This is a genomic window from Acidiphilium sp. MT5 (genome assembly GCF_054767495.1).
Genome location: NZ_BAABMR010000022.1, coordinates 1 through 12,289, shown reverse-complemented (window position 1 = coordinate 12,289; position 12,289 = coordinate 1). Strand labels below are relative to the sequence as shown.

General features: G+C 52.2%; 11 protein-coding genes. 1 reads left to right on the top strand and 10 read right to left on the bottom strand.

Annotated elements, in window-relative coordinates; genetic code table 11:
• Window positions 1-713: 713 nt before the first annotated feature.
• From ACYUCQ_RS15705 to ACYUCQ_RS15660, 10 genes are all read right to left on the bottom strand, one after another.
• On the bottom strand, window positions 714-1,625 hold the full coding sequence (locus ACYUCQ_RS15705) for a CobW family GTP-binding protein (protein ID WP_460255498.1): 912 nt from the start codon (window positions 1,623-1,625) through the stop codon (window positions 714-716).
• The gene (locus ACYUCQ_RS15700) at window positions 1,622-3,259 is read right to left on the bottom strand and encodes an amidohydrolase (RefSeq protein ID WP_460255497.1); all 1,638 of its coding nucleotides are present in this window, start codon (window positions 3,257-3,259) and stop codon (window positions 1,622-1,624) included. Before ACYUCQ_RS15700 ends, ACYUCQ_RS15705 begins: the two co-directional genes overlap by 4 nt.
• Window positions 3,260-3,380: 121 nt before the next feature.
• Complete coding sequence (locus ACYUCQ_RS15695; RefSeq protein ID WP_460255496.1) at window positions 3,381-4,199, bottom strand: ABC transporter ATP-binding protein; 819 nt, start codon at window positions 4,197-4,199, stop codon at window positions 3,381-3,383.
• On the bottom strand, window positions 4,199-5,041 hold the full coding sequence (locus ACYUCQ_RS15690) for an ABC transporter permease (protein ID WP_460255495.1): 843 nt from the start codon (window positions 5,039-5,041) through the stop codon (window positions 4,199-4,201). The genes ACYUCQ_RS15695 and ACYUCQ_RS15690 overlap by 1 nt, the downstream gene beginning before the upstream one ends.
• A gap of 95 nt (window positions 5,042-5,136) precedes the next feature.
• On the bottom strand, window positions 5,137-6,177 hold the full coding sequence (locus tag ACYUCQ_RS15685; protein WP_460255494.1) for an ABC transporter substrate-binding protein: 1,041 nt from the start codon (window positions 6,175-6,177) through the stop codon (window positions 5,137-5,139).
• A gap of 404 nt (window positions 6,178-6,581) precedes the next feature.
• Window positions 6,582-7,004: an aconitase X swivel domain-containing protein gene (locus ACYUCQ_RS15680; RefSeq protein WP_460255493.1), complete on the bottom strand. Its 423-nt coding sequence runs from the start codon at window positions 7,002-7,004 to the stop codon at window positions 6,582-6,584.
• Complete coding sequence (locus ACYUCQ_RS15675) at window positions 7,004-8,245, bottom strand: aconitase X (RefSeq protein ID WP_460255492.1); 1,242 nt, start codon at window positions 8,243-8,245, stop codon at window positions 7,004-7,006. Before ACYUCQ_RS15675 ends, ACYUCQ_RS15680 begins: the two co-directional genes overlap by 1 nt.
• A 43-nt stretch (window positions 8,246-8,288) precedes the next feature.
• Window positions 8,289-9,542 (bottom strand): TRAP transporter large permease, encoded by a 1,254-nt coding sequence (locus tag ACYUCQ_RS15670; RefSeq protein WP_460255499.1) that lies wholly within the window; start codon window positions 9,540-9,542, stop codon window positions 8,289-8,291.
• A 47-nt stretch (window positions 9,543-9,589) separates the two neighbouring features.
• Window positions 9,590-10,090, bottom strand: coding sequence for a TRAP transporter small permease (locus ACYUCQ_RS15665; protein WP_460255491.1), 501 nt, complete (start codon window positions 10,088-10,090; stop codon window positions 9,590-9,592).
• A 19-nt stretch (window positions 10,091-10,109) separates the two neighbouring features.
• Window positions 10,110-11,192: a TRAP transporter substrate-binding protein gene (locus tag ACYUCQ_RS15660; protein WP_460255490.1), complete on the bottom strand. Its 1,083-nt coding sequence runs from the start codon at window positions 11,190-11,192 to the stop codon at window positions 10,110-10,112.
• A 137-nt stretch (window positions 11,193-11,329) separates the two neighbouring features.
• Between ACYUCQ_RS15660 and ACYUCQ_RS15655 the strand changes: the two genes are divergently transcribed.
• The gene (locus tag ACYUCQ_RS15655; protein WP_460255489.1) at window positions 11,330-12,094 is read left to right on the top strand and encodes a GntR family transcriptional regulator; all 765 of its coding nucleotides are present in this window, start codon (window positions 11,330-11,332) and stop codon (window positions 12,092-12,094) included.
• Window positions 12,095-12,289 lie beyond the last annotated feature (195 nt).

Genomic DNA, 12,289 nt, shown 5'->3' with positions numbered 1-12,289 from the left:
GACATCCTCGAGCGCATTGTCTCTGGGCGAACCAAGGCCACCGAAATCGACAGGCTGCTTCCATGGCATTGGAAGGCCGGTCACGCAGCAACCGAAATCGTTCAAGCCGCCGCATAGTCGCGCTACACGCGTCTTTCAACAAGGTCAGAGAAACGACGCTTACCGGACGTTGATCGATGGGATTATTTTAACGCCTGATGTTTCAGCGCCGGACGGGATGAGGGCCGAGCTTTATGGCGACCTTGCTGAGATTCTTGTTTTGGCGTCGGAGCCGGCGCCGTTACGGCGTTGTGTTGGTGGGGCACGCGGTAAAAATCCTCGGTCACGTTATGTTCCCGAGGGTTTATTATCGGTGGTTGCGGGGACTCGAAGCCACTTATACCGAACCGAGATTTTCCGGCTTTAGCTATGGTCTGGCGGTGGCCATATGCGGGATCCGGAGCTTCCCGGTTCGATAGGCGGGGTTCAACTTCGGCGACGCACACACTCCCATCGAGACGCAACATGATTTGTCGCTCATCGGGCCGGAGTAGCGGAATAGACCGCCAATGAATAAAAGCCGTGCGTTCTGATGTCCCGCTAAAGACTGCAAAGCGACCAAAGCGGTAGAGGGTAACCTGATCGTCAACTACTTCAACCAGCTTGACTTCTGCAAGATCTCCCTGAGTCGCGAGCAATGCCACGTGGAACCACGCCAGCGGGCCTTTACCGGCTTATTTGACATACTTGACCTGCGCCGCCGAGAACATCGCTTCAAGATACTCCGGCGTGGGCAAAGCGTCGGTGCCAATCAACACCAACTCCTGTCTATCAAATGTATTTCGTCCTGGCGTCAAACTCCAACGGCGGCCAACTAACTGTAGAACCATGGGCAATGCCCCTGGATCAATATTCAGAACACCCTTCCCGCGTAGAACGCCCGGGGGCATCTTGTGTAAAACCTCGCGCAAAAGCTCGCCATTCAGCGGACCATCAGGGCACCAACTCCATGTTCGGTAACCGTGGCCGGGGTTATCTGCGAAAAATCGGCTGGGTCGCAGTTCGTTGCTTGGATTAACCATGACCATGGGCAATGCGCCGCCGGCAATTTCAATAATCGGTGCATCAGCCCTCATAGCAGATATGGTAGCCCGCGCATCAGCCCGCATGACGGTGCTCGCAATATCGCATTTGCTCAACGCAATTAGATCTGCACGCGCGATTTGTCGGTAAATTGTATCATTAAGCCAACGGTCAGCAGCTAGGCGCGGCAAGTCAATCGCATCAGCTAGCACGATCACCGCTTCGAGCGATGCCCCCATCTCAAGCTTAACCAGTTGGGCAATCCGCCACGGATCCGACACGCCGCTACTTTCAACAATGATACGCGCAGGCGGCGGTGCTAGCGAGAGCATGCGTGCCAGCATCACGCTGAAATCGGGTCCAATCGAACAGCAAACGCAACCGTTCGCAAGCGCGAATATCTCACCATCCTGCGCCTCAATCAGGTGGGCATCAATATTGAGTGCTCCAAAGTCATTGACCAGCACAGCAACGCGTTGGCTGGATCTGCGCAATATTTCATTGATCGCTGTGGTTTTGCCAGCCCCTAAAAAGCCACCGATAATAACAACCGGAATCGTCATGCCGCTGCCGCGAACACCTTGCCACCACTTACCGTAGCGACCACTTCAATATTCTTGAGAGCAGACGGCTCAACCTCGAGCGGATTATCGCGCAACACCGCAAAATCGGCAAACTTACCGACTTCAATGCTGCCAATCACATGATCTAGTTTCAATGTATATGCAGCGCCAATAGTAATTGCGTGTAGTGCCGCCTCGACCGGAATCCGCTCGCCCTCCCCGAGCACGCGCCCGGCCGCCGTCTCGCGCATCACCGCACACCATGCGGTGAATAATGGATCAATCGGGGTAATTGGCGCATCCGAATGAATCGAGAATGGAATTCCCAGCCTAAGTGCCGTGCCGCACGCATCCATTCGCTGGGCGCGCGCCAACCCCATCGTCTCGCGCACATGCGCTTCTCCCCAATAATAGATATGGTTGGCAAAAATATTACAACAAAAGCCAAGAGTTTTGATGCGGCGATACAATGCCTGATCTGGCATTTGGCAATGCTGCAGCGTATGGCGATGATCGGGGCGCGGGTGTGCGATCAGCGCCCGCTCCATCATCTCAACCGCTGCCTCGGTGGCCTCATCACCATTTGTGTGCATGTGTATTATTGCGCCGGCACGATGATAGGCTTCGATCACCTCGCCAAGTTCAGTGGGCGCAAGATACCACAGGCCGTTCGGCGCTCCGTTGTGATAGCCTGGCCAGCGCATGCGCGCGGTGAAACCCTGGATCGAACCGTCAACATGGAGCTTCACCAGTCCGAAAAACAACCTATCGGTGCTCTGCAGCCGCAACGCCTGCAATCGCGCCAAGCCCGGCTCAATGCGATAAAATCGAGCAGCCATCGCGGGTACGATCCTAATGGGGAAATCGGGCGCTGCAACGGCTTGCTGATAAACTTCGATTGTCTCGTCGGACATGTCGCTTACCAAATCGGTCGCCGTGGTCACACCGACGCGCCGGGCAAGTTTGCCAAAGCGGTGCATCGATGCCAGATCCAGTTTTCGGGAAAGTCCGTCTGCCGACACAGTCTGGCGGATGCGGCCCAGCAGGTCAAAGCCACGTAATTCCCCCGTCAATGCACCTGTCTGATCGCGAACCAAGCCGTCCATATCTGAATCGCGATCAAGTCCGGCGCGCCGCAAAGCCACACTGTTGACATTCATGATGTGGCCCGATGCATGGGTGATGACCACCGGACGCTCTTGGGAGACCGTGTCTAGATCAGCAACGGTAAGCCCTGGCCCTTTGATATGGATTGGATCAAACCCCCATGCGACGATCGGGCCATCCACATCGTCGGCATAATTCGTTTGACGAAGCCTATCAATGACGGATGAAATACTCGGCAGGCCCGGCACAATTTGTCCATCAGGATCACGTCGATTGAAATAGCCAATATACGGGTCACGCCAGACTGAACCTTCAAACAAATGAGTATGGCCCTCGACGAATCCAGGCAAAATCGTCTGGTCTGCGAACTGGTCATTAGTCTCGAAAACACCCAAATCCGCCATCTCGGCCTCGCCGCCCACCGCCAGAATGCGGCCATCCATCACTGCCACGTGCGTTGCAAATGGCTGTGATGGATTCATCGTCAGCACACGCTTTGCTCGAAATACCTTGATCGCAGATCTCATTCTCATCCTCCTATTACGATCCACAGAACCCTCGCGTGAACCGCGTTCACTCCCAACTCCAAACGTCAATTATTGTGCGACACTTCCTCGATCCGATCGATCACGTCGCCAGCGTATGCGTTCAGGCGGTCGAAATCACGGTGTGATACGGCTGCGTTGCGCTCAACTCTTGTGCTTCATTGCGTAACTCATGGATAAGCATCGATTTTAGAGCGGTAAATGTCGGTTTGATCATCACATCAACATCCCGGGGGCGTCCAATATCGACACGCACCTCATGCTTCATCCGCCCCGGCCGCCGTGACATAACGCCGACCCGATCAGCCAGAAACAAAGCCTCATCGACGTCGTGGGTCACGAAGATGATCGTTGGCTTCAATTCCGACCAGATCGTTAAAAGCAACTCCTGCATCGTAAGCCGGGTCAGTGCGTCCAGCGCTCCGAATGGCTCGTCCATCAGCAGAACCCGCGGATTGTTCATCAGTACCCGAACAATCGCGACGCGCTGACGCATACCGCCTGACAGCTGGTACGGGTATCGCCGCTCAAAGCCACCTAACCCGCAAATTTCTAGCAGATAATTTGCTCGTTTGACTGTGGATTTCATATCGCTGCGGCGCTGAACACGAGGGCCGAACATGACGTTATCGATGACCGTGAGCCACGGGAACAGATTGGGTTGCTGAAACACCATGGCGCGGTCGGGGTCAGGGCCGATAATCGGCCTTCCGTCAAATGAAACGGCGCCGTGTGTCGGTCGTTCGAAGCCTGCAACAATTTCAAGAATTGTGCTCTTGCCGCAACCACTTGGTCCAAGAAGGGCATATATCTCGCCCTGCTCAATTGTAACACTAATACCGTCGAGTGCCACAACCTTTTGACTTGGCTTTCCACTTGCGCCAAATATCTTGTCGACATTGTTAATTTCTAGATACGCCATCAGGACTTCCCAACCCAATGGACAATCCGCTTCTCAAGTAGATTGATTGCGGCAGTCATTGATATTCCAATCAACCCAATTAGTATCAAACCGATATAGACAACCTTAATCCGATAGAATGTCGCGGCATCCTCAATCATAAAACCTAATCCACGTTGGGCGCCTAGTAATTCAGCAGCTACAACGACTGCCCAACTAACAGCCAAACCAGTCTTTAGTCCGGTAAAAATTGAAGGCAATGAGGCTGGAAGAACAACACGCCAAAACATCTGGATCCGCCCAGCGCCGAGATTCGCCGCGGCGCGCATTAATCCCACCGGAACGCTGCGCACACCCTCTGCCGTATTGAGCACCACAAATAGGAATGATGCCAGAAAAATTACAGCAACTTTTGATGTTTGACCGATTCCAAACCAAAGCACCATCAGCGGAATGAGGCCAATACTCGGCACTGGCCGCAAGCCGTTGAATATCGGCGCGAGTAATCCTCGCACTTTACCACTCATGCCCATGGCAATCCCTATGGGAATCGCAACGGCGGCTGAAAGAGTAAATCCGAGAACCATACGAAAAAAGCTAGCAAGAATGTCAGCAAGCAGCGTCGTCCCAGCATAGCCTGATCGACTAACCACTATGAACTCATCAAAAAGCGCGGTAGGCGAGGGCAGGAGCTTAGTCGAGACGATCCCGAACCATTGCGTTGTGCCGATCCAGATGAGGAACAGCGTTGAAACGCTGAGTGCGCTGTAAAAATAGGTTGAACCAACTAACTTAGTAAAGCTGTCAAAGATTGAACGTTCCGGGCGCTGGATATCTATCGCGGACCGATTGGCGCTTGGCATCTAGAACCTCCGATTGGCCGTCAGCGCATTAAATGCGCATCACGGCAGGAACCAGCTTACAACTAAAGGAGAACGTTCTTCCTGCCGCTGCGAAATCATCCGTGCCTCTTAATGTATGTCGCCAAGGGGCCAACATCGATTGCCTTGGCGAAATCGGGCACAGCGTCGATTACGCGAACTTGTCGTTGGAAGTCAGCCAAAGAGTCGAGAACTTTGATAAGACCCTGCTTTTTCTGGATCGACTTCGGGTTAATCGAGAGCACATAATCTGGCGCCCACTCCTCTCGCATCGTTGGCCAACTCGCCTCCTTAGTAATCACGGTGCGTGCCAGCGCCTGACTGACGCCGGTGTCATGGCTTAGATAAGCGGCTACTCTGTTTGGGTGTTTTGTTAGAACGGCCTGGGCGACATCAAGCGAGGCGAGTATCTTCTGCACTGCCTCCGGATTTTGGTCCAACCATTCGGTGCGTGCGACCCAAACAATCGCCCCAGCAGCACCCACGTCTTCATCGGTTGCAATTTGGATCCCACCGGCTTGCCGCATTTCGCCTTGCCAAGGCTCCCAGTACCAGCCACCGTCTATCTCATTTTTTGAAAATGCCGGCAAAAGAACGCTCACATTTAAGTCAACGAAATCGATATCCTTGAGGGTCATGCCAACCGATTCTAAACCTCTTACCAACGCATATTCGCCTGATGTCCCGCGCTCTGCTGCTATTCTCTTACCTTTCAAATCTTTAAGGGATTTGATGCCACTTTTAGGTGTGACCACGAGTCCTTCTGATGCGAATGCATAATTTTCTACCGCAAAGATTTTCATCGGCACCCCCTGGGCGATGCCAATACTAGCGGGCGGGGTGCCCATGAAACCAACATCAATGCTGCCAGACTGAAACGCCGCAAAAAAAGGTGGGCCAGCTAGAAACTCAATCTGCTCGACATCAATACCGTGAGCCGCAAAAATTCCTCCATCGTGCGCTGCGAAGTATCGGGCGCCATTCAGCGTTGGTTGCCAGCCAAACCGAACCTTGGTGCCTGTGGAAGCAAGCGCGTGTTCATTTACGTTGAGGGCGGTTATCCCAGCGACCAAGTACGCTGCTGAGGACAAGAGAGAACGCCGCGTTGGATATTTCATGTTTTCACTCCTATTCATAATCGAATGCGATTTCTCTGTTGCCGAGAAGTGCGTAAAGCCGAGGAAACAAATCTCGATTGCCGATTGTGCATCCCGGTGTGCAGCGCCACGGCTGGGCGCTGGCGTCGCCCTTATTCGGTATCATATCCAAGATTGATTGAATCGGCACATGCATGAGGCAAAATCTCCCAAAGTAGCAATTGCAGTCGAGAGAGTGGTTGTTGGCCTGTAAAGCATCACTAAAGCGGCCTACGCTAGAGTGATTTCCTAGGATCACCGCTTCACGCATTTCGTCACAATTTATTAAATTTGGCAAGGGTAAAATCAGGCGTGAAGCGTTCGAAGTGGGCCGCACCTCCCAAAGCAACTGGTGAAGTCGCTTGGCCGCCCTTTTAGGTAAGACACTAAGAACTGGACAGCAGCTTTAGATAAGGGCGTTCGGCAACAGGATCGAGTTCGACCAATGCGCCTGACGGAACGACCGAAGTGATATCGCAATCGAAATCCGACATGAGCGGCATGCCAGCGTGCGCCGCACCTTGTGCCATGATAGGATTTGCTCGATTTAGGACGAGTGCAAGTGGAATCATCTCACGGGATGCCATTTCGAACAACATCCAAGCCGTCGCGACGCCGCCTTTCGCAGCGTCCAAGATTAGAATCCGTCCCTGATAGGATTGCCCCGTCAACGCATGCTCGGGGCGCGAAAAAATACCCTTAAGGCGATCAAGATCATAACGCGCAGAAAAGCCGTCCTTCGCTACCAGCGCACGCCCACGGACCTTGTGACCCATCGCACAACCAGCATAAAATACCCTGCCCATCATTAAGCTACCCCTCCTTTGCAGGCGACATCAATACATTGCTCCATCGACAAAAGGGTCGGTGTATATCCGTAGCCACCAATTATATTCACCAACTTGGCTGAGTTACTGGCGAGCGACTTCCAACCGTTGGCTTCGGCCATTTCGCGTGCGTAACTGTTATAAAAACACATGCCCGCCAACACGGTTCCACCTGCTTCCTCAATTCGCGCCGTTAACCCCATGCGATCGGCATCTGGCTTGACTTGCGGGCTCGTCACTGCAAGCAACGGGATCTTAACGCGTTTGCCATCTAAAGCATCTGCCAGTTGTTGCATTTCGACAATACTCAATTGCGGCGCGGAAAAGACGACCAAGTCTATCTTGCTATTAGAGCGCCTGAATTGAAGCCGAAACGCATTGAACTCTGATCGACCAATATTCAATTGCGGCAGCGTGGGGATCAAATCGTGAAAGTCTCGATTTAATTTGGCTTCAGGCGTAATACCTACCAAATGGAATAGCGCCACCGATCCAAAGCTCGCCGCTGCCGCACCAAAATGTTTCATTTCGTCGGATGTCGGAACCCGATCGAGGCCGCTCACCAATGGGACACTCCAATAATCACCTGATAATTTTCCGACCATCGCGCCTAAAGCACCCCATTCATCGAGCAATTCCGGGGTAAAGGTTGAGCGGATATGAATCGTTGGTTGTCGGCGTGCCTCAAGGTGATAACCGTAACGGGGGGTCCGCCCCGTGAGTGCCGCGGCAAACGCGGACGGTCCACCCTCGAAATTTGATCGGGCGCCAAGCACACTGTTGCTATAAATAACGACACCCGTATCGCCGTAGGCAACATGCTCGCCCAACAGCGGCGGCATGATCGTCTGATAATTGATGCAGGTATTTGTCATCAATATCCCACAAGCTTCGAGCGCTGCGGTCGTACGCTGTTCTCGTTCGACCATCCAGCGCGCTTGGTTAAGCTTATCAGCTGCAAAGAAATCAGTACCGCGCGGATCCGTGATTGTGGGCACTTTTACACGGCGCTGCTCGGCGGGCAGGTCCATCCAATGTTCCAACCACTGAACGCCGGCATCACCGAGTGATTCGGTATCGCACATGATATGAGCCTGCGCGATAGGAACCAAATCCATTGCGTGAAAATAACGTCCAACTTGGATCTGATGAGTCACGGCCCATTGGCGCAAAGGTCCATAGTCTCCAGCAAGCATCGCTTGATCTTCGTCGGTCAATTTCATTTCCTATCTCCGATCATATTGGGTTGTATATTCCTCCATGCCGTCAAGGCATGCGCATGTGGCTGGGCAGAAAGAGTGTCAATTCTGGAAAGAAATACAGCGCATAGACCATTACAAGCTCGATAGCGATGAACGGCAAAATGCTCTTCATCATTCGGGTTAATGGTATGTCCGAAATCGAGGCTACGGTGACCAAATTCAGACCGGCTGGCGGGTGAATTTGAGCTATTTCCTGATTTACGGCGATGATCACGCCGAACTGCACTGGATTGATGCCAATTGCATGCGCAATGGGAAAGAAAATAGGAATCGTCAAGATTGTTAAAGCGCCAGATTCAAGAAACGTGCCGAGCAATAGATCGGTTACGATGATGCCCGTAAAAATAATTAAGGGTCCACCTGGCAATGTGGAGACGCCAGACGCAATAGACTGCGGCAATTGCAACAGTGCACTGTAGCGGGCGAAGACCGAACCGGTTCCAAAGATCAGAAGGAGCATGGATGAGGTCAATGCTGCATTCATAGCAGCATTCAGGATCAGTCGTGCATTGAGGCGTCGACGGATAAGACCAATCGCGAGAATATATGTCGCGGCCACGGCACCTGTCTCGGTCGGCGTGACCACACCGAAATAGATTGAAACGATGATAAAAATAGGCAGCGCGACGATCGGCGCGCCCTTCAACAATATCGGCCGACGTTCGTGCCAGTCATAGGATTGAACCCTGACCGCTGGGCGATTAAAAATAATCACATAAAGCGAGAATAGAAACGCCAGGAGCAGACCTGGAATCACCGTTGCCATAAACAGGCTACCGATCGAAGTTTCAGTCAAGACACCATAAATGATCAGTGGTAGGCTGGGAGGAAGCAGGATACCTAAAGTTCCGCCACCAGCGATCAATGCACCGCGAACGCGATCAGAATATCCCTCGCGGGCCAACGCCGGAAGAGCAATCAACCCAACTGTGACCGCGGTCACCGGACTAGACCCGGTAATCCCTGCAAAGATCGCGCAGGTCAGGATTACCGCGACCCCAAGTCCATTGGGAACGAAGCCAATACAAACCTTGGCAAATTCGAACAGCTCATCGCCTAAGCGCGCCGCCTGCACCAACATGGCCGCAAATACGAACAAAGGGATGGTCACTAGTTCGAATTTATTTAAGCTTTGCCAGAGGAATGACGCAAAATCGACGCTAGCTTGGTTGACTCCGAAGACTAGGGCAAGACCTGTAAAAGCCGTTATGCCGATCGAGATAAATATTGGCACGCCGAGCGCCATGAGCCCAAACATACTGAAGATGAGGATGATTAACGTGACGTCGCCACCCGCTAGAAGGCTCACTGAACTGACACCCGTGGTGCGAGGATATGTGCGAATCCCTGAACTGCAATGGCTATGCCCCCAATCGGTAACGCCAATTCGGGCCAGAATTGCGGCACCTGTAATATGGTATTGGACAGAAGATTTTGGGCTAAAGCAGCATGCGCCTGATTCCAACCAGATATAAGTAAAATTAGGCCAAAGATAAATTCAAAACAACCAGACAATCGCGCCAGCGGCAGATCAAGCTCCGGACGCATTTGAGCAAGGATTCGAAGCCGGAAATGATGCCCGGTATTCAGTCCATAGCCGGAGGCGCAAAAGCCAATCATGATGATTGCATAACCAGAGATCTCAAATACCCAAATAGGCGGACGTTGCAACTGCTCCATCAAGATTTCATACAAAATGGGTAAAGGTAATATTAGTGCTAATGCCAGAGATATGCCTGCGATTGCCCGCGATACTATGGTGAGACGGGAAGCCAGCCAAACGCGCCCCCTTAAGGCGTAAGTCATGGTCGGCGGGACCCTCCGATCATCGTAATGATTCCATGACCGTCTTTACCAATGTTGGACTGAAGCTAGATTTTTCTTTGCGCGCCAATGGCTCTAACGCCACCTTAAAGGCATGGTAGCTCGGCGTTTTAGGCTTGAGAACATAAACCGTGGCATGATGCTTTCGCATCTTGTCAAGCTCATTCGCGTAGGCGGCGACCATCGCTTGATTAGCCGTTCTACCAACGCCATAAGCCGCATCCAAAACTATTTTCTGGAGGTCGGCCGGCAGCGCCTCAAAGCGCGCAAGGTTCATGACATAGCCGGTTATCAATAATCCAAACAGGCCATTTGTTGCCAACACATATTTGGCGACTTGATATTCCTTAAGCCCTACGGCTCCTTCCAATCCCCCAATCGCCCCTTGGACTGTCCCACGTTCGAGGGCTGGATATACATCCGCTACGCCAATTGTAGAGGGTGCACCGCCCAACGTTTGAACGATTTGGGCTGTCAACCTGTCAAAAACACGAATGGTCTTACCACGAATGGAGGCCGGACTGTCGAGAGGCGCACGCGAAACCAACACAACGGGGCCGTTATAGAGAGCACACAGCATCTTTGTGCCGTGCCTCATCATTCCAGCATCCAGAGCATTGAACAACTTTGTTCCAGGACCAATGGCCTTCTCGAAGCCCTGGCCAGTTGGTGAAAAAAATACGGTGTTGAGAACACCCGCTTCCGGGACGATCGACGCCCAACTTCCCATTGTTGTCAATGAGATATCAACAATTTTGGATTGTATAGCCGAGGGGACATCTTGTTCACCAACCAGCGCACCATCGGGGTAATTTTGGACTTTGATACGCCCCTTCGAAGCTTGCTCGACCTGCTTTATGAAAGGACCAACGAAGCTGGCAACTTGCGGTGCTTTTGACGCGCCCCAAGTTGACAATCTTAGGATCACGGGGGCCGACGCCGCCTGCGCCACATCGACTGCCATTAACGCTCCCGCACATCCAGTAAGTTTCAGCGCAGTGCGGCGCCCGAGTTGTCGTCCTCGTTCTGGAGATATACGCGCCTCTTGGTTTAACCCCGATTTCGGAAACTTGGTTGTTTTCATTGTCTTCTCCCATAGTTATCCGGGCCTTACGGCTTAGGATGAAATTAATGGACGACTCTGTTTAGAAGACGATATAAGACATCTTAAATTGTTGCAACACATTTTTTGTGCATCGCTTAGCTTAGAGGTTAGACTGAATGGCCAACGCAAAAATGAGTCAGAACGACAACCTAAAGCGCCAGGATTCGGTAGCCTTGCATGAGCAACTCAGCGCCGAACTCCGTATTGAGATCTTTGCGTCGTACCGGCCGGGAGACCAGATTCCAACCGAAGAAGAGATTGGTGCTCGCTACAAATTGAGCCGCGTGACAGTCCGACGTGCGATTCAAACTTTGGTTGATCAAGGTGTGCTGGTTCGTCGGCAAGGTAAGGGAACATTTTTGGCGCAATACGTGCCGAAAGTGACCTATGAAATCGACAAATTCGGCCCGTTCATCGACGCTTTTCTAAGTGCTGGCGAGGCCGTCAATATCACTGTTGTAGATTTTAATTGGAAAAACGACACTATTCCGGAGGTATTTCGGGACACGACAGACAGGGTGCTGTGTTATAGCCGACTCTATAAGACACGCGGCACCCATCATGCAGTGATACAGGTTACTCTACCCCCTGAATTAGGGGAGCGTATTTCGCGTGCCGATACCGCATCGATGGGTATTTACGAGTTATTGAGCACGAAATTGGGTGTCGAGCCCTTCCGGGCGGACTTCGAAATTAGCAGTCAGCTGCCGAGCGATGCTCTGTGTCAATGGTTGAGGATATCGAGCAACACACCGATACTCGCGCTTGAGCGAACCTCGTACGACCGCAATAATAAGGCAATAGAACAAACAGTTCATTATCTAATTCCGGCAGCCTACCGGATTAAGACATCTGCATTTAAAAAAACTACTAGCGTCTAGGCGATGTGGATGGAATCACTATGGTGACGCACCAAATGCTCGTCGCCAGTCTTGCCTAATTCGGGCTAATTCCGACCACGTCGTTACCCCCATCATGAAGGCTTGACCCCAGGAAAGGACAAGACGATCTTGAATACCATGTGTGGACGGCCCGCTGGGTTCAAGTACGTGAAGCGGAATCTGATGTTGGTTCGA

Coding starts and splice junctions, on each gene's coding strand:
- ACYUCQ_RS15705 (WP_460255498.1), bottom strand. CDS start 1,625: ATGACGATTCCGGTTGTTATTATCGGTGGCTTTTTAGGGGCTGGCAAA.
- ACYUCQ_RS15700 (WP_460255497.1), bottom strand. CDS start 3,259: ATGAGATCTGCGATCAAGGTATTTCGAGCAAAGCGTGTGCTGACGATG.
- ACYUCQ_RS15695 (WP_460255496.1), bottom strand. CDS start 4,199: ATGGCGTATCTAGAAATTAACAATGTCGACAAGATATTTGGCGCAAGT.
- ACYUCQ_RS15690 (WP_460255495.1), bottom strand. CDS start 5,041: ATGCCAAGCGCCAATCGGTCCGCGATAGATATCCAGCGCCCGGAACGT.
- ACYUCQ_RS15685 (WP_460255494.1), bottom strand. CDS start 6,177: ATGAAATATCCAACGCGGCGTTCTCTCTTGTCCTCAGCAGCGTACTTG.
- ACYUCQ_RS15680 (WP_460255493.1), bottom strand. CDS start 7,004: ATGATGGGCAGGGTATTTTATGCTGGTTGTGCGATGGGTCACAAGGTC.
- ACYUCQ_RS15675 (WP_460255492.1), bottom strand. CDS start 8,245: ATGAAATTGACCGACGAAGATCAAGCGATGCTTGCTGGAGACTATGGA.
- ACYUCQ_RS15670 (WP_460255499.1), bottom strand. CDS start 9,542: ATGTTTGGGCTCATGGCGCTCGGCGTGCCAATATTTATCTCGATCGGC.
- ACYUCQ_RS15665 (WP_460255491.1), bottom strand. CDS start 10,090: ATGACTTACGCCTTAAGGGGGCGCGTTTGGCTGGCTTCCCGTCTCACC.
- ACYUCQ_RS15660 (WP_460255490.1), bottom strand. CDS start 11,192: ATGAAAACAACCAAGTTTCCGAAATCGGGGTTAAACCAAGAGGCGCGT.
- ACYUCQ_RS15655 (WP_460255489.1), top strand. CDS start 11,330: ATGGCCAACGCAAAAATGAGTCAGAACGACAACCTAAAGCGCCAGGAT.